General features: G+C 54.6%; 10 protein-coding genes and 2 pseudogenes. 9 read left to right on the top strand and 3 right to left on the bottom strand.

Annotated features, from left to right (window positions below):
• Window positions 1-102: 102 nt before the first annotated feature.
• Window positions 103-1,593, bottom strand: a complete 1,491-nt coding sequence (locus K6K13_RS21965) for a nucleotidyltransferase domain-containing protein (RefSeq protein WP_222158842.1) — start codon at window positions 1,591-1,593, stop codon at window positions 103-105.
• Window positions 1,594-2,006: 413 nt separating this feature from the next.
• Window positions 2,007-3,680: a thiamine pyrophosphate-binding protein gene (locus tag K6K13_RS21960; RefSeq protein WP_222158841.1), complete on the bottom strand. Its 1,674-nt coding sequence runs from the start codon at window positions 3,678-3,680 to the stop codon at window positions 2,007-2,009.
• Between the two features lie 493 nt (window positions 3,681-4,173).
• Here K6K13_RS21960 and nikR point away from each other — a divergent pair, with 493 nt between their 5' ends.
• From nikR to opp1C, 5 genes are all read left to right on the top strand, one after another.
• Window positions 4,174-4,572: a nickel-responsive transcriptional regulator NikR gene (nikR, locus tag K6K13_RS21955; RefSeq protein WP_222158840.1), complete on the top strand. Its 399-nt coding sequence runs from the start codon at window positions 4,174-4,176 to the stop codon at window positions 4,570-4,572.
• Between the two features lie 215 nt (window positions 4,573-4,787).
• Window positions 4,788-5,585: a class I SAM-dependent methyltransferase gene (locus K6K13_RS21950; protein WP_222158839.1), complete on the top strand. Its 798-nt coding sequence runs from the start codon at window positions 4,788-4,790 to the stop codon at window positions 5,583-5,585.
• A 45-nt stretch (window positions 5,586-5,630) separates the two neighbouring features.
• Entirely contained in the window at window positions 5,631-7,163 is a 1,533-nt protein-coding gene (gene nikA, locus K6K13_RS21945) for a nickel ABC transporter substrate-binding protein (protein WP_252120552.1), read from the top strand.
• 15 nt (window positions 7,164-7,178) lie between these two features.
• Window positions 7,179-8,117, top strand: coding sequence for a nickel/cobalt ABC transporter permease (gene opp1B, locus K6K13_RS21940; RefSeq protein WP_222158837.1), 939 nt, complete (start codon window positions 7,179-7,181; stop codon window positions 8,115-8,117).
• The gene (gene opp1C / locus K6K13_RS21935) at window positions 8,114-8,974 is read left to right on the top strand and encodes a nickel/cobalt ABC transporter permease (RefSeq protein WP_222158836.1); all 861 of its coding nucleotides are present in this window, start codon (window positions 8,114-8,116) and stop codon (window positions 8,972-8,974) included. Before opp1B ends, opp1C begins: the two co-directional genes overlap by 4 nt.
• A 17-nt stretch (window positions 8,975-8,991) precedes the next feature.
• Here opp1C and K6K13_RS21930 read toward each other — a convergent pair whose 3' ends face one another.
• The gene (locus tag K6K13_RS21930; protein WP_222158835.1) at window positions 8,992-10,710 is read right to left on the bottom strand and encodes a sensor histidine kinase; all 1,719 of its coding nucleotides are present in this window, start codon (window positions 10,708-10,710) and stop codon (window positions 8,992-8,994) included.
• 453 nt (window positions 10,711-11,163) lie between these two features.
• Between K6K13_RS21930 and glgB the strand changes: the two genes are divergently transcribed.
• The 4 genes and pseudogenes from glgB to glgA form a co-directional block, all read left to right on the top strand.
• Complete coding sequence (gene glgB, locus K6K13_RS21925) at window positions 11,164-13,344, top strand: 1,4-alpha-glucan branching protein GlgB (protein ID WP_222158834.1); 2,181 nt, start codon at window positions 11,164-11,166, stop codon at window positions 13,342-13,344.
• Window positions 13,341-15,338 carry a glycogen debranching protein GlgX gene (glgX, locus tag K6K13_RS21920; RefSeq protein WP_222158833.1) on the top strand — a complete coding sequence of 666 codons (1,998 nt, stop codon included), beginning with the start codon at window positions 13,341-13,343 and terminating at the stop codon, window positions 15,336-15,338. Before glgB ends, glgX begins: the two co-directional genes overlap by 4 nt.
• A 3-nt stretch (window positions 15,339-15,341) precedes the next feature.
• Window positions 15,342-16,552: pseudogene (gene glgC, locus K6K13_RS21915) on the top strand (glucose-1-phosphate adenylyltransferase).
• Between the two features lie 101 nt (window positions 16,553-16,653).
• Window positions 16,654-16,905 (top strand): annotated as a pseudogene (gene glgA / locus K6K13_RS21910) (glycogen synthase GlgA); the annotation flags it as partial.
• Window positions 16,906-16,965 lie beyond the last annotated feature (60 nt).

Below are 16,965 nucleotides of genomic sequence, written 5' to 3'. Positions count from 1 at the left end.
TCCTTGCTGGATTGAATGCCCCGCGCGGTGCGGGGCATGTTCCCTTTCACTTCCTGCCGTTACTTTTTTGCGCTAGTGTCGCTTGTTACGCTCCCCCTCTTTTTAGCGGCATGCGGCATCAATTCCGTTGACCTTTCCTGTAACGTTTTGCCTGAGCATGTTTTCGATGTGGTGGGCAAAGTCATTTAATGTTAACCAGTGCCGCGTGAGTGCCTGGCGATTTCCTGCCATGAGTTGTATGCGTAGCGTCTCTTCTTCTTGCGCCAGCTGGGAGGCATGTTCAAGCAGGGAGGAAGCGAAGCCACAGTCGGAAAAATAATCGATAGCCTCGTTTCGGTGAGCGGGGTAGTGAAGGCTTTGCCACTGCTGCAGGGGGCGAAGGCAGCCGTGATCGGCCAGCTTTACCATCAGGCTCAACTGATAATGTGCCCGCTGGCCATAGCATCCGCTTACCAGATAGCTGCGTGCGACCTGGCGGATGCTATAGAGATTATTCAATATGGTGCTCACGGTATCTGACGGGCCGCTGGTCTGTGCAAAACAGAAGGGGCCGGCGAGGTGGCGCGCACCGTTGAGCAAGCCATGGCGGCGGAATGTGGGGTATTGTCGGATTGTGTTGAGGCTATAGACGGAGAGCGAGAGTTTCTCGAAGCGGTGCTGGATACGCCGGACCTGCTCCAGCGTGGGATGGTCGACACTGTCGAACACCGCCATAAGGTCAATATCCGAATCCGGTCTCATATCGCCGCGTGCCGCGCTGCCATACAGATAAAGCGATAGCAGACGGTCACCGAAGGCGGCGTTTAGCGCATTGACGATAGGTGCTGTCATGCCGTGAATCGCCGCAGGTGCTGTTTCCGCGCGTTGAGCGATCACGCTCTGTGTGTCTGGGTAGCCTGCGGCAATGTGTTGGGCATAACACTCGACGATAGCACTCAGTCGTGCGGCGGCGGTGCGAAAGGTATTCGCGTTTTCTAACAGTGAGCGTTCAAAGGGTTGCCAATGGCTGTTGGTATAGGTTAACCAGCGTAGGTCTTCTTTATTCATTCCCGCCACTGACAGCGGGCTATGATGACGCGTTTCCAACTGCCCCAGCAATTTGCTGAGTCCCTGCTCTGCATAGCGCATCGCCCAGCCCAATTGACGTACGCCCCAGGCATGCGTCTTTGCGGGCAAATCACGCAAATAGTAGAGGCGAGCGATATGGGTTGTGGCAAAAGCCGCCTGTCGCAGCGCATCCGGGTAATCGGGCTTGCAGGCGGCCAGCGCGTGTTCTATCGACGCGTTACGGTAGGGCCAGTGACAGGTGTGGAACGGCCAACGACCGTGAGCAGGATAGTCGGCCAATTCTCTTTCTGTAAGGTAATTCAGTGACAACTCGGGAAACTCGGCGTGCAGATACTGTGCTGCAAATGCCATTTTTTCTCCGCCGTCTTCGTGCACGATCAAATAATAATGGCCAACAGCACGTGATGAATAATCAGGCTGCCGTAAAAAGGCATCGGTCTCTGCAATGCCAGACAGGTTATCGCCAAACAGATATTTGGCAGTGATGCAGAAGTGCTGTGTACGGGCATCTGTTTTTTGATTCATGATGGCTATAGATCCATGTGTTTTATGTTGTTGACTAAAAAAGAGGGGCCTGTATTTACCTCGGTGATGTTTTTCATTCTCGGTAAATATATCTGTCGTACTTCACGTTGCAGGTGCGTTGGCGACACCCGTTCACCCAAATCACTTACTTGAGTACGCGCATTGGGATAAATGAACCTCATCCCTGAGCTTCACCCTAGGGACCCGCGCAGGTGCTGTTAAATTTTTCCGTCGTCCTGCAATTCGCATTATTTAGGGTATACATGCTTAACCCTGTTTTCAGTTTTTCGTTTCAATAATAATTGATGTCATTCGCTCTGAGAATTTGCTTGGCATTTCAGCGGGAATGGTGTTTGTGATAATTAGCCTGAGTCATTGAGTGTCATTTTTTCTAAAATAAGTGGATGTCTTGTTTAGTGATGACAGTCAATTGCTGTTTCGGCGATATGCGGTAAAAGGGTGTTATCATATTTTACGGGCATCTCTATTAAATGGGGTTGGTGTGTCTGGAATGCTTTCTCGAGCACATCAGGGAAATCGGCAATATCCAAAATTTTTGTCGCAGATACGCCATTGGCGCGAGCCAGCAGGGTGAAATCAACTGGGCCAAATTCGGTCAGATGACGCTGTGGGTCAGCATCATTGAGATGCGGGTAATACGTGATAAGGCCAAACGCTGAATCCGCCACAACAACGATAACCACCGGTAGCGAATACCGGACAAGGGTTTCAAGTTCCTGGCTGGTGGCGTGAAATCCGCCATCGCCGCAAAAGGCAAGCACGCGCGTTTCAGGATGGCATATCTGTGCCGCTATTGCCGCAGGCAGGCCAAAGCCGAAACTGCCGCAGACGTTGGAACACAAGAAGTGGTTTGAGTGGTATGTGGTGGCCAGCAGTCCGGCATACTGCGTGTGCAGTCCGACGTCGCTACAGAATATACCGTCACGCCCCAGCGCGGTGCTCACGGCAGCCACAATGCGTGGAATATCAGTGACGGCGTCTGGCTGTGCGGCGGGCTGGCGCTTGTCAAAAAAACGCTTCAATCGCTGGTGAGATGCCAGCCATTCCTGCTGAGGCAACCCGTGGTGGGCAAGTTGATCAAGGCTACGTGTCATATCGCCCAGGCAGAGAATATCCGGTTGGAAAATATCCCCCATGGGGACATCTACGCTGTTTATCACCAGCGTGGGTTTATCGTTGCCCCACAATGCCGGCTTCAGATCTTCACCGAAATCGTAGCCGATCAAAATCATCAAATCGACGCCCTCAAACAGCGGATGCAGAACGGAAGTGCGGTATACGCTATCCAGATATTGGTTGGCAGCAGTGAGAAACTGCGGGTGATCGTCGGGTACGGCACCTTTGGCCGCAAGGGAACAGATAATTGGCGCATTGATCTGTTTAGCGAAACGACACACGCTCGCCTGTGCGTTGTCGCGGATAACCTGATTACCAATGACAATCATCGGATGGGTTGCATCGGTAATGCTCTGGGCGGCGCGGATAATATCGGCGCGCGCAGGCTTGGTTTTCTTTCTCCGGGTAAGGGGCTGCACGGCTTGCAAGATTGCCAGTGCCTCCCGATCCGGCACCTCGGTTTTCAGCAGATCCAGCGGAATACTGAGATAGGCGGGGCCCGGCAAGCCATCCAGCGTGCGCTGCAATGCGGTTTGAACGTGAGAACCCAGTGCTTCCGCCTTTTCGAGTTGCAGGCTGGATTTAGTGATACCTGCCATCAATCCGACGTTATCAATACATTGGTGCGTCAGGTTAAACCTGATCTGTGGGCGCGGAATTTGCGCGGAGCAGGCGACCATGGGCGAGCGGTCCAACATGGCGGAACACACGCCCGTAGCCATATTGGTTAATCCAGGGCCAAATGTGGCCCAGCACATATGGGGGATTCCGGTGAGTCGCCCTGCGACGTCTGCCATAATGCCTGCCGCAAATTCATGTCGGGTTAAATAAAAAGTAATACCAAGCGCTTTATCAAAGCGTATCGCTTCCGCTTCACTGCCAATAATGCCGAAACACGTTGTTATGCCCATGCTGGACATCGCCCTAAGAAAAAGTGCATCAAATTGCATGTTCATCTCCTGTCCGTGAAGTGCGGTCAATAATTACGGCCCCGGATGTGCTAAATAGAGTAAATAACCCTGTGGAATGATTTCTGTTATCAGAATATGTATTTTTATCGTTTTATTTGTGAAAGCCACAGATTGTTATCTCTGTGAATGGCAGTGAGTGAAAGTACGAAGCTTGATGGGATGAAGTATAAAGGTTTTACATCAATAAAAAATAAACGTCAGGTGAAAAGAAAATAGTCAATAGCAATGCCAGGGTAAGTTTCGGTATTATTATTTTTTACGTTGTTACCGAGCTGTTTTACTGAATCGTTTGATTTCCTACATTAAATATATTCGACATGATGATGGTGTTCAATAGGTGTGTATGTTCAACGAATATGAAACTCACACGTTTCTCTCTGCAACTGAAGAAGAAAGATATCACTTAAGTCAACATCCTATTATAATGCTTTCATTATTAGTCCCAAAATGGGTTTTTCGAAACGAGAGCAACATGCAACGACTGACCATCTCTATGGATGACGAACTGGCACAGGACTTTGACGAGCTGATGCGTCGCAAAGGGTATGCCAACCGCTCTGAGGCGTTTCGCGATATGTTGCGGCGTGAGCTCGGCGAAATGACGCTGGAACAGGATAAGCAAGGCCCGTGTGTCGCGATATTGAGCTATATATACGACCATCATGAACGTCAGCTTTCCAGTCGTCTGGCGGAGATGCAGCACGACCACCATGGATTGACCGTGTCTACCATGCATGCTCACCTCAGCCACGATGAGTGCGTGGAAACGCTGATTCTGCGCGGCACTACGGCCCAGGTAGAAGTGTTTGCCGAATCGGTGATGGCGCAAACCGGCGTAAGACACGGCCGGCTCAACCTGATACCGTGCTGATATTCATTCGCTAATGTGGGCAGGAATTAAGCAAGATCAAGGAAGTATGATTTTTTTATAAAACTTCATACTCTGCGGTTAAACTGCCTGCATCAATCTGCTATAAATCGCCTCACAATAATAACCTCTTCCCCTTTGGGCTCGGTGCACCAAGCACGCTAGTCGACATCGTGTTGCCGCATTCGGCCTGAACGGTATTGAACAGGAATGACCGAGTGAGCTCGATACTTGCTGAAGATAATGACCTTGTCGTTAATGAAAACACCGCATTAAATCAGGACGTCCAACGTTATTGGACGCACCGCGCCGCCGAATATAGCCATATCAATGCCACCGAACTGGCGAATGCCAAGCGTGCCCGTTGGCTGAAAAAAATCATGGAATATGCCCCTGATGCGCCCTTGCTGCGCGTGTTGGATATTGGCACCGGTCCCGGTTTTTTTGCCGTAACCCTGGCGCTGGCCGGGCATCGGGTAACTGCTGTGGATATGACGGAAGCGATGCTCACCGAGGCTCGTGCCAATGCCGCGCATTACGCTGTTCACGTCGATTTTGTCTCCGCTGATGTGCATGCGATGCCGCTGGCGGACAACCAGTTCGACCTGATCGTCACGCGCAACGTAACCTGGAATCTGGCCGAACCGCTGCGCGCCTATCGGGAGTGGCACCGTCTGCTGGCCCCCGGCGGTCGCCTGCTTAATTTCGATGCCAACTGGTATCTGCAACTGTTTGATGAATCCTCACGTCTCGGCTATCTGGACGATCGTGCCAATGCGCGCTATCTCGGGCTGGACGATCACTACGTGAATACGGACACCAGCGCCATGGAGGCGATAGCACGCCAACTGCCGCTCAGCCGTGAGCACCGCCCTGAGTGGGATACCCAGGCGCTGCTTCAATGTGGCTACCATAAAATCATGCTGGATACCCGTGTTGGCGACACGCTGTGGGATGAGACCGAAAAAGTTAACTATGCCTCGACGCCGATGTTTATGGTGTGTGCAGAGAAATAGGGACATTGTATGCGAGCGATAGCAGGATTTTTTCTGGCAGCGCTGATGTTGCTGGGCGTGGCAAGTGCGACGGCGCAAACGTCCACGACGCTCAATTACGCCAGCACCAAGGAAATTCGTGATATCAACCCGAATCTCTACAGTGGTGAGATGGCGGCGCAGAATATGGTCTTTGAGTCTCTGGTGGTGAACACCGACAGCGGGGTACAACCCTGGCTGGCGGATCGTTGGGTGATTTCACCGGATGGCAAAACCTATACCTTCCATCTGCGACAAGGCGTCACCTTCAGCGACGGCGAACCGTTCAATGCCCAGGCGGTAAAACTGAATATCGATGCGGTGTTGGCTAATTATCAACGCCATGCCTGGCTGGAACTGGTGCGGCAGATCGAACGCGTTGAGGTTATTGACGATGCTACCGTCGTGCTGCATTTACGCCATCCCTACTACCCGACTTTGGTGGAACTGGGACTGACGCGGCCGTTTCGTTTTATCTCTCCGAAAAACTTTATCAACGGCCAAACCAAAGAGGGGGTGAGCGACTATGCGGGCACGGGGCCGTGGCTGCTCAGCGAACAGGTAAAAAATCAATATGCGATTTTCACTGCAAACCCGCACTACTGGGGCAAAGCGCCAGCGTTGCAGCGCGTGGTCTGGCGGGTGATCCCTGACAGGCAAAGCATGTTGATGGCCTTCGAGAAGGGCGATATTCAACTGATTTTCGGTGCCGATGGCGACATGCTGGACGGTGATAACTTTGCTGCACTGCAAGCGGCAGGTCGCTTTAACACGCTGCTCAGTGCGCCTATTGCCTCGCGCGCCTTGGTGTTGAATAGCAGTCGTCCTGCGTTATCTGACAGGCAGGTGCGCATCGCGTTGCAATATGCGGTGGACAAACAGGCGATTGCGCAAGGGGTGATGTCTGGCAGTGAAAGCGTGGCCGACACGCTGCTGGCGCGCACGGTGCCTTACGCTAATATTGCCGATTTGCCGATGTATACCTTTGACAGCGCACGGGCAGCGGCGCAGTTGGACGCCGCTGGCTGGGTGCTGCCTAAAGGTGCGGCGCAGCGAGAAAAGCAGGGCGTTGCGTTACGTCTGGTGTTCTCCTACAACAGCAATAACGCGGGTGAACGGCAGATTGCCGAGGTGGTGCAGAGTGATTTAAGACAGATAGGCGTCACTGTCGATCTGTTGGGCGAGGAAAAACAGGCGTATCTGGACAGGCAGAAGTCTGGCGATTTTGATATTCAGTATTCGCTTTCTTGGGGCACGCCTTACGATCCGCAATCCTATGTGTCGTCGTTTCGTATTCCGGCGCACGCAGATTATCAGGGGCAAAAAGGGCTACCGAATAAAGCGGAGATCGATACTGACATCGGTGCTGTGTTGATAGAGCCCGATGAGGTGAAACGCCAGGCGTTGTATCGCCAGATCTTTTTAACGCTGGCGCAGGAAGGGGTGTATATCCCACTGACCTACTCGCGTACCAAAGCGGTGTTTAGTCCTGCGTTACAGGGGGGGTCCTTTAATCCGTCGCAGTATGAAATCCCCTTTGAAAAGATGTACTTTCGATAGGTCTGGGCGAGCGTAATGGGGCGTTATGTGTTGCATCGGCTGCTGTTGATGGTGCCGCTGATGCTCCTGATTACCGTTGTCACTTTTTTGCTTATCCAATTATCACCTTCCGATCCGGCGGAGGTGGCCTTACGCGTCAATATGATCGTTCCGACGCCGGAGGCCATTGCTGCGCTACGTCTGGAGCTGGGGTTGGATGCACCGTTGTGGCAACAGTATCTGCGCTGGCTGGCGCGCTGTGTACAATTGGATTGGGGCACATCGTTTGTGACGCGTACGGCAGTCAGCCATGAATTGGCGCAGGCGCTGCCCGCAACGCTGTGGCTGGCGGCAACGGCGCTGGCGATGATTGTTACCTTATCGCTGGCGATTGCCTCACTGTGTGTGGTGAGCGCCGGGCATTGGCCAGACAAGCTGCTGCGCGCTGGCTTGTTTTTTCTGACAGCGATGCCGAATTACTGGGTGGGACTGCTGCTGCTCTGGCTGCTGGCGGTGAAATGGCAGTGGCTGCCCGTGGGGGGCATTGATGCACCGGGGGCGGTTATCCTGCCGGCATTAACGCTGGCATTGGGCTATCTGGGTACCTATGTACGGCTGCTGCGTGCCAATATGTTGGCTCACCTGCATCAACCTTATGTTGATTATGCGCGCGCGCGTGGTTTGAGTGCAGGCCGTATTTTGTGGCGTCACGTCCTGGTCAATGCACTGTACTCGCCGTTGGTCGCGCTCGGTATGAGTATTCCGAAGCTGTTTGCAGGTACGCTGATTATTGAGAACATTTTTTCCTGGCCGGGGTTAGGGCGTCTGTGTGTTTCGGCGATTTTTCAGCGTGATTACCCGATAATTCAAGCCTATGTGTTGCTAATGGCGTTGCTGTTTGTGGTGGGCAATTTTCTCATCGATATCCTACTGATGTGGCTCGATCCCCGTTTGCGTCGCGGGGTTGCGCTATGATTCGCCGCCTGTTGCGCAGTATTGCACACGATCCGCTGGCGCTGCTCAGTCTGGTTTTTCTGCTGGTTGTAGCGGCGGCGGGCCTATTCGCTCCCTGGCTGGCACCCCACGATCCGTTGCTGGTTTCCTGGCGCGATAAATATCACGGCATCAGTCTGAATTACCCGCTGGGGGCCGATCACCTTGGCCGCTGCGTCTTGTCGCGCTTGCTGTTTGGTATCCGGAATACCCTGTTTGTTGCCCTGTTGGCGATGTCCGTCACCATGCTGACCGGCACCGTGCTCGGCATGCTGGCGGGTTACCTGCGTGGGCGGATTGATGCGGCACTAATGCGTTTGTGCGATCTGATGCTCTCTTTTCCCGGTGAGGTGATGATCTTTGCGCTGGTCGGCATTTTGGGGCCGGGGCTGCAAAATATCCTGCTGGCGGTGGTGCTGGTGAAGTGGGCGTGGTATGCCCGCATGGTGCGTGGCATTGTGCTTCAGTATAGCGATAAACACTATATCCACTATGCTCGCCTGCTGGGGGCTTCTCCCGGCTATTTGATTCGGCGCCACCTGTTGCCCGTGACGGCGGCAGAACTGATTGTGCTGGCAACCACCGACAGCGGTGCGGTTATCCTGCTGCTCTCGGCACTTTCTTTTCTCGGGCTGGGCGTGCAGCCCCCTACCCCGGAGTGGGGGGCGATGCTGGGGGAAGCGAAAAACGTGATGATGGTGCACCCGGAACAGATGCTGCCTGCCGGGATCGCCATCGTGCTGGTGGTTGCTGCCTGCCAGTACCTCGGGGATAGCTTACGCGATGCGTTGGACGTTACCGGCGGGGAGGACGGCCGCGCGGCGTTTCCTGATACGTGAAATAGCCGAACAATCCCCTACGCCGCCCGCTCGATATCTGCCAGCGTCTTTTTCGGTTGAATCAGCGGAATCCGCACTTCCACGCGAGTAAAGGTATCGGGCTTGCTCTCAACGGTAATGCCGTAGCGGTTGCCGTAGCGCGCCTTGATGCGACGGTCGACCAGATTCATGCCCAGACCGTCACCCCCTGTCGGTGGCTGATAGGTGCCTGCATTATCCTCGACCATCAGTTCCAGCGTGTTGGCGCGGTAGCGGCCGCTGATGTGGATATGGCCGCTCTCTATCATCTGCGAAATACCGTGTTTAATGGCGTTCTCCACGATGGGTTGCAGCGAAAACGCAGGCAAACGCGCATCCATTAGTTCTTCCGGCAGCGTAATCTCTACCGTCATGTGGTCAGCAAAACGCGCCTTCTCGATTTCCAGATAGGCGTTAACGTGTTCCATCTCATCGCGCAGCGACACTTCATCGTTGCTGCGTTTCAGGTTTTTGCGAAAGAAGGTGGAAAGTGAGAGCACCAGTTGCCGCGCATGATCCGGGTTGCGCCGGATGACGGCGGAAAGCGTGTTGAGCGCGTTAAACAGAAAGTGCGGATTGACCTGTGCGTGCAACAGCTTGATTTCTGACTGTGCCAGCAGTTGTTTCTGCTGCTCGAAACGCCCGGCCAGAATCTGCGCTGACAGCAGATGCGCAATACCTTCTCCCAGCGTGCGGTTGATGCTGGAAAACAGCTTGTTCTTAGGCTCATACAGCTTGATGGTGCCAATCACCCGCTGCTCTTCGCCGCGCAGTGGGATCACCAGGGTCGAACCGAGCTTGCAGTGGGCCGAGACGGAACAGGTATAGGGCACTTCATTGCCGTCGGCGTACACCACCTGATTATTGTCGATGGCTCGGTGAGTGTGCAGCGAGGTAATCGGCGAGCCCACCTTGTGGTGATCGTCACCCAGGCCGATAAACGCCAGCAGCTTATCGCGATCGGTAATGGCAACGGCACCGACGCCCAGTTCCTCGTAAAGAATGCGCGCTACGCGCATGCTGTTTTGCTGATCGAACCCTTGGCGTAGCGCCCCCTCCGCGCGCGCGGCAATTTGCAGCGCCTTGGCAGAAAACGCCGAGGTGTATTTTTCAAAAATGGCGAGCCTGTCGAGCAGGATGCGCATAAACATGGCGGAGCCTACGGTGTTGGTGATCATCATCGGCAACGCAATGTCTTTGACCAGTTCAACCGCGCTGTCGAACGGGCGCGCCAGCAGCAGAATGATGATCATTTGCAGCAGTTCGGCGACCAGCGCCGTCAGCCCTACCACCAGCGGCTGGAACAGCATATCGATACGGTTACGCCGTAGCAGATAACGGTGCAGCAGGCCGCCGATCAACCCTTCCGTAATGGTTGACACCATGCAAGCCAGCGCCGTCATTCCCCCCATGGAATAACGGTGCAGTCCACCGGTCAAACCGACCAGAAAACCGACCGATGGTCCGCCTAGCATCCCGCCCAGCACGGCACCGGTGGCGCGCGTATTGGCGATGGAATCATCAATATGCAGGCCGAAATAGGTACCCATGATGCAAAACATGGAAAACACCAGATAGCACACCAGCTTGTGCGGCAAACGAATGGTGACCTGCATCAGCGGAATAAACAGCGGCGTTTTACTCAGCAAATAGGCAATCACCAGATAGACACACATCTGCTGGAGTAACGAGAGAATCAAATCGATTTGGCTGACCATGCAAAAAATACCTCACTGCGCATGCAAGGGGGACATGCATCGGCAATTGTAACGCGAACGACGCTGGATAAGCACGGACTGCGCAGAGAATTTGCACGTTTTTTCTGCCATTTCAGCCAGATTATCGCGCCGTATTGCAAAAAGCATTGGCGCACCGTGAAGAGAGGCAGAATAGAATCTTTAACAACTGTGTCATAACTTATTCATATAAAAAATAAAGGAAAATTTTAAGTTTCGGCCCGTGCTTTTTGTTTTATTGACTAGACTTATAAATAACGGCGTATGTGTTGTTGCCTTTCTCTTTACGTGATTACACCTCATTAGGGAATCTTGTGGATTTCCTATTAACATATTGTTTTTTTTATATATTTATACGAGGTGGTAAAAATACGGTATCGGACTGATAACGTGTTTGCATAATAAATTCAATCGGTTAATTAGAGGATGGATGCCATGTCGGAATTATCCGGTGCGATCAACTCGCTGATTGCTGGTCACTACGCCGATCCTTTCTCCCTGTTGGGTATGCATGAAACCGAAAACGGGCTCGAAGTGCGTGCGTTGCTGCCTGATGCGCTGGATGTTTGGGTGCTGGATGGTGCGACCGGACGTAAAGTCGGGCAGTTGCCGCGCATTGACGATCGCGGTTTTTTCTGCGCAACCCTGCCGCGTCGTAAGCGTCCTTTTCATTATCAACTGGCCGTCACCTGGGCGCATGCCGCTTTGGTTATCGACGATCCCTATCGGTTTGGTCCGCTGCTGGATGCCATGGATATCTGGCTGCTGGCGGAGGGGACCCACCTGCGCCCCTTCGAACGCCTTGGTGCGCATCTGGTCACGTTGGATGGCGTTGAAGGCACGCGATTTGCAGTGTGGGCTCCGAATGCGCGCCGGGTTTCTGTGGTGGGAGAATTCAATTTCTGGGACGGACGCCGCCACCCGATGCGCTTGCTGCGTGAAAACGGCATCTGGGAGATTTTTCTGCCGGCGGTGCATGCCGGGCAGCTTTACAAGTATGAAGTGGTCGATGTGCACGGCAATGTGCAGCTTAAAGCTGACCCTTACGCGTTTGAAGCGCAGATGCGCCCGGAAACCGCCTCCTGCGTGGTCCGGTTGCCGCCTAAAGTTGAACCCAACGCACAACGGCGACAGGCGAACAACTTCGATGCACCCATTTCGATTTATGAAGTCCATCTCGCCTCCTGGCGACGTCACACCGACAATAATTTTTGGCTGAGTTATCAGGATCTGGCAACCCAGTTGGCGGAATATGCCAATGAAATGGGGTTCACCCATATTGAGCTATTGCCCATCAACGAGCATCCGTTTGACGGTAGCTGGGGTTATCAGCCGCTCGGCCTTTATGCACCGACGCTACGCTTTGGCACGCCGCAGGATTTCCGCTGTTTTGTCGACACCCTGCACGAGGCTGGCATTAACGTGTTGCTGGATTGGGTGCCGGGGCATTTCCCGACCGATGCCTATGGTTTGGCACAGTTTGATGGCACCGCGCTGTATGAATATGCCGACCCGAAAGAGGGGTTTCATCAGGATTGGAACACCCTGATTTACAACTACGGCCGCCATGAGGTGCGTAACTATCTGGCGGGTAATGCGCTGTTTTGGATGGAACATTACGGTATCGACGGTCTGCGGGTAGACGCGGTTGCCTCGATGATTTACCGCGATTACAGCCGGGCACAGGGCGAATGGGTGCCCAATTATTACGGTGGTAAAGAGAATCTGGAGGCCATCGCCTTCCTGCGTTACACCAATAACATGTTGGGGCATGCGCGTCCCGATGCCATTACCGTGGCCGAAGAGTCTACCGACTATCCGGGGGTAACGCTGCCGCCGGGCTGCAACGGTTTAGGCTTCCATTACAAGTGGAACATGGGTTGGATGCACGACACGCTGAACTATATGCAGCAGGATCCGGTGCATCGCAAATACCACCACGACAAGATGACGTTTGGCATGCTCTACGCCTACAGCGAGAATTTTATTCTGCCGTTGTCACACGATGAAGTGGTACACGGCAAGCGTTCGCTGCTCGATCGTATGCCAGGCGATGTGTGGCAAAAATTTGCCAATCTGCGCGCTTATTACGGCTTTATGTGGGCATTCCCCGGAAAAAAACTGCTGTTTATGGGCGGTGAGTTCGCGCAGGGACGGGAATGGAATCACGATACCAGCCTGGACTGGCACCTGTTGGATGAGCCGGAAGGATGGCACCGTGGTGTACAGCAGCTTGTGAAGGATTTGAACCACTGCTATCGCGACCAGCCGCCGCTGTATCAGTTGGATTTTCAGCCGGAAGGTTTTGAATGGCGGGTGGTGGATGATCGGGAAAACTCGGTGTTCGCCTTTATACGCCGAGACAGGCAAGGCAATGAGGTGTTGGTGGTCAGCAATTTCACGCCAGTGCCACGCCAAGGTTACCGTATCGGTATCAATCAACCGGGGTGCTGGCGCGAAATCCTCAACACCGACTCCTGGCATTATCACGGCGGTAATCTGGGTAATGGCGGTGGACTGGAGAGCGAGGCCATCGGCAGCCACGGTCGCGCCCATTCGCTGGTATTGACGCTGCCGCCGTTGGCGACGCTCTATCTGGCGAAGGAGGTGCCATGACTGCACTGCTGCCGGGCAAGCCCGCGCCATTGGGCGCCAGCGTCGATCAACAGGGCATTAATTTTGCGCTGTTTTCCGCCCATGCCGAGCGGGTCGAACTGTGCCTGTTTGATGCGCACCAGCAGGAGCACCGTTTTACTCTGCCATCCCGTACGGGCGATATCTGGCACGGCTATTTGCCGCTTTCCGAGCAGGAGCCCATTGCGCGTCCTGGGCTACGCTATGGCTACCGTGTCTATGGCCCGTTCGCACCGCAACAGGGTCACCGTTTTAACCCGAATAAGCTGCTGCTCGATCCCTGTGCTCGCCAGTTAGATGGCTGGGTCGTTGATGACGAAAGTCTACAGGGCGGTGTCGATACGCCTGACGAGCGCGACAATGCTCAGGTGATGCCAAAAGCCGTGGTGGTGGATGAACGCTACGACTGGGACGATGATGTTCTCCCAGCCACCCCATGGGGGGAGAGCGTGATCTATGAGGCCCACGTGCGTGGGCTGACCCAGCTACACCCTGAGATTCCCGCTGAACTGCGCGGGACATACAGCGGTGTGGCACACCCGGTCATGATCAACTACCTGAAAAATCTGGGTATCACCGCCATTGAACTGTTGCCGGTGCAGCAGCACGCCGATGAGCCGCGCTTGCAAAAACTCGGGCTGCGCAACTATTGGGGCTACAACGTGCTGTTGCCGTTTGCCGTTGAAACCAGCCTGGCGGCACGTGATGACGCGCTTAATGAATTTCGCGATATGGTCAAGGCGCTGCATCGCGCGGGTATCGAAGTGATCCTTGATGTGGTGTTTAACCATTCGGCCGAGCTGGATGTTGAAGGGCCGACGCTGTCGCTGCGCGGTATCGACAATCAGAGCTATTACTGGCTGACCGAACAGGGCGAATACCACAACTGGACCGGCTGCGGTAATGCGCTGCGTCTCAACCACCCTGCGGTGATCGACTGGGTGATGCAGTCCCTGATTTTCTGGCGCGAAGCATGCCACGTGGATGGTTTCCGTTTCGATCTGGCCACCGTGTTGGGTAGAACACCGGCGTTTGACCCCGCTGCGCCGCTGCTCACCGCGCTGCGTGAGGCGCCGCGTTTGCACGGCGTGAAACTGATCGCCGAGCCTTGGGATATTGGTGACGGTGGCTATCAGCTCGGCCGTTTCCCTGCGCCCTTTGCTGAATGGAGTGACCGCTACCGCGATGATATGCGTCGTTTCTGGCTGTGCGGCGATATTTCCCTGGGCGGTTTTGCCCGCCGCTTTGCCGCCTCGAGCGATATCTTTCAACACCCTCCTCGTTTGCCGCATGCGTCGGTAAACAAGCTCACCGCGCACGACGGCTTTACGCTGCGCGATTTGGTCAGCTTCAACCATAAGCACAACCACGCCAACGGGGAAGATAACCGCGACGGCACCGACAGTAATTTCAGCAACAACCACGGCACCGAAGGTTTGGACGCGGATGAGGCTACGCTTGTACGCCGCGCGGCCAGTCAACGCGCGTTGCTGGCGACATTGCTGCTGTCGCAGGGCACGCCCATGCTGCTGGCGGGGGATGAACATAGCCATAGCCAGCAGGGGAATAACAACGCTTACTGTCAGGATAATGACTTGACCTGGCTTAACTGGGAAACGGCGGATACCGCCTTGAGTGCTTTTACCGCCGGGCTGATTCGGCTGCGACGCGCCATCCCAGCGTTACAGCAGGATGCCTGGTGGCAAGAAGGGGATGGCCGTGTGCAGTGGCTGAATGAACAGGCGCAGCCGCTCACGCCGTCGGCATGGGAGCAGGGAGCGCGCCGTTTACAAATCGTCCTGTCATCTGATTGGTTACTGCTGATTAATGCGAGTGCGTCGCCGTGCGAGATGTCGCTGCCCGCAGGAGATTGGCTGGTGTCGCCGCCGTTCGAGGCCTCGAAAGCGCTGCGCGGCGGTTGTTGGCAAGGGAATGCCCAATCGGTGTGTGTCTGTACACGCCGCAGTAAGGAGTAGGCCATGGTAAATAATGAGAAGCATGATCCCTTGATGCTCGCACGGCAGCTTCCACTGAAATCAGTGGCGCTGATTTTGGCAGCAAATTCCGCATCATCGATTTCGCCCTGTCGAACTGTCTGAATTCGGGGATTCGCCGCATCGGTGTGATCACCCAATATCAATCCCACACGTTGGTGCAGCACATCCAGCGTGGCTGGTCTTTCCTCAATGCTGAGATGAATGAATTTGTCGATCTGCTGCCTGCTCAGCAGCGGCAGGAGACCGATCACTGGTATCGCGGCACGGCGGATGCCGTCTGTCAAAACCTCGACATTATTCGGCGCTACCGTGCGGAGTATGTGGTGATCCTGGCGGGCGATCACATCTATAAAATGGACTATTCGCGTTTGCTCATCGATCACGTCGACAAACAGGCGCAGTGCACCGTGGCGTGCTTGCCGGTGCCGCTCAAAGAAGCGAATGCATTCGGCATCATGAGTGTGGATAAACAGCGGCGCATTTTGAGCTTTGATGAGAAGCCGGAACAGCCTACGCCGATGCCGGATGACCCCGAAATGGCGCTCGCCAGCATGGGCATCTATGTTTTTAATGCGGACTACCTCTATCGGTTATTGCAAGAGGACGTCAACCAGCCGGGCTCTTCACACGATTTCGGCAAAGATCTGATCCCGAAAATTGTTGCGCAACGCGATGCCTGGGCGCATCCGTTTTCGCTCTCCTGCGTTACTTCGGGTCAGGATGATTGCCATTACTGGCGCGACGTGGGAACGCTTGAGGCCTATTGGCGGGCTAACCTCGATTTGGCCTCGGTCACGCCCGATCTGGATATGTACGACAGAAACTGGCCAATACGCTCCGCCATGGATCAACTGCCACCGGCCAAGTTCGTACAGGATCGCTCGGGCAGCCACGGTATGACCATGAATTCGCTGGTGTCCGGCGGTTGTATCGTGTCGGGATCGGTGGTGACGCATTCGGTGCTGTTTCCGCGGGTGCGGGTGAACTCGTTTTGCAGCATCGATTCATCCGTGTTGCTGCCGGATGTGAACGTGGGGCGTTCGTGTCGCTTGCGGCGCTGCGTCATCGACCGTGCGTGTGTTCTGCCTGAAGGGACGGTGATCGGTGAAAATGCTGCTGAAGACAGCCGCCGTTTCTACCGCTCGGAAGAGGGGATTGTGCTGGTGACACGCGCCATGTTGGCGAAGCTGTAGTTCAAGAGGCCGTGGTTCACGATGATGTGGTGCACGACATCGCAGGTGAGGGGAAGGTGGGAGTAAGAATGCGGGTATTACATGTATGTTCAGAGCTGTTTCCGCTGCTGAAAACCGGCGGTTTGGCGGATACCGTTGCGGATTGCTCGCTGGAGAATCTGGCCGATGGTCTTGCCACGGGTTTTTCCTGCAGCGATTGCAATGTCGGCGCGCTTTCCCGAGCGATTCGCCGCGTGTTTGTGTTGTGGTCTCGTCCCACGCTGTGGCGTTATGTGCAACGTCAGGCGATGGCGATGGACTTTAGCTGGCAGGTAGCTGCGCAGGCATATCGTGCACTTTACCAGCGCTTATGACCCTGAATAATTCGAGTTGCGGGACAAAACGTTTACGTTTTGAACAGCGCTTGCGCTGGC

The organism is Symbiopectobacterium purcellii, from assembly GCF_019797845.1.
In the GTDB taxonomy this organism is placed as follows: domain Bacteria; phylum Pseudomonadota; class Gammaproteobacteria; order Enterobacterales; family Enterobacteriaceae; genus Symbiopectobacterium; species Symbiopectobacterium purcellii.
Note: the sequence above shows the minus strand (reverse complement) of the source record. Positions and strands in the feature narration are given on the sequence as shown.

Bases quoted from the DNA above. Each gene is read 5' to 3' on its own strand.
- K6K13_RS21965 (WP_222158842.1), bottom strand. From the start codon at position 1,593: ATGAATCAAAAAACAGATGCCCGTACACAGCACTTCTGCATCACTGCC.
- K6K13_RS21960 (WP_222158841.1), bottom strand. From the start codon at position 3,680: ATGCAATTTGATGCACTTTTTCTTAGGGCGATGTCCAGCATGGGCATA.
- nikR (WP_222158840.1), top strand. From the start codon at position 4,174: ATGCAACGACTGACCATCTCTATGGATGACGAACTGGCACAGGACTTT.
- nikA (WP_252120552.1), top strand. From the start codon at position 5,631: ATGTTGCTGGGCGTGGCAAGTGCGACGGCGCAAACGTCCACGACGCTC.
- opp1B (WP_222158837.1), top strand. From the start codon at position 7,179: ATGGGGCGTTATGTGTTGCATCGGCTGCTGTTGATGGTGCCGCTGATG.
- opp1C (WP_222158836.1), top strand. From the start codon at position 8,114: ATGATTCGCCGCCTGTTGCGCAGTATTGCACACGATCCGCTGGCGCTG.
- K6K13_RS21930 (WP_222158835.1), bottom strand. From the start codon at position 10,710: ATGGTCAGCCAAATCGATTTGATTCTCTCGTTACTCCAGCAGATGTGT.
- glgB (WP_222158834.1), top strand. From the start codon at position 11,164: ATGTCGGAATTATCCGGTGCGATCAACTCGCTGATTGCTGGTCACTAC.
- glgX (WP_222158833.1), top strand. From the start codon at position 13,341: ATGACTGCACTGCTGCCGGGCAAGCCCGCGCCATTGGGCGCCAGCGTC.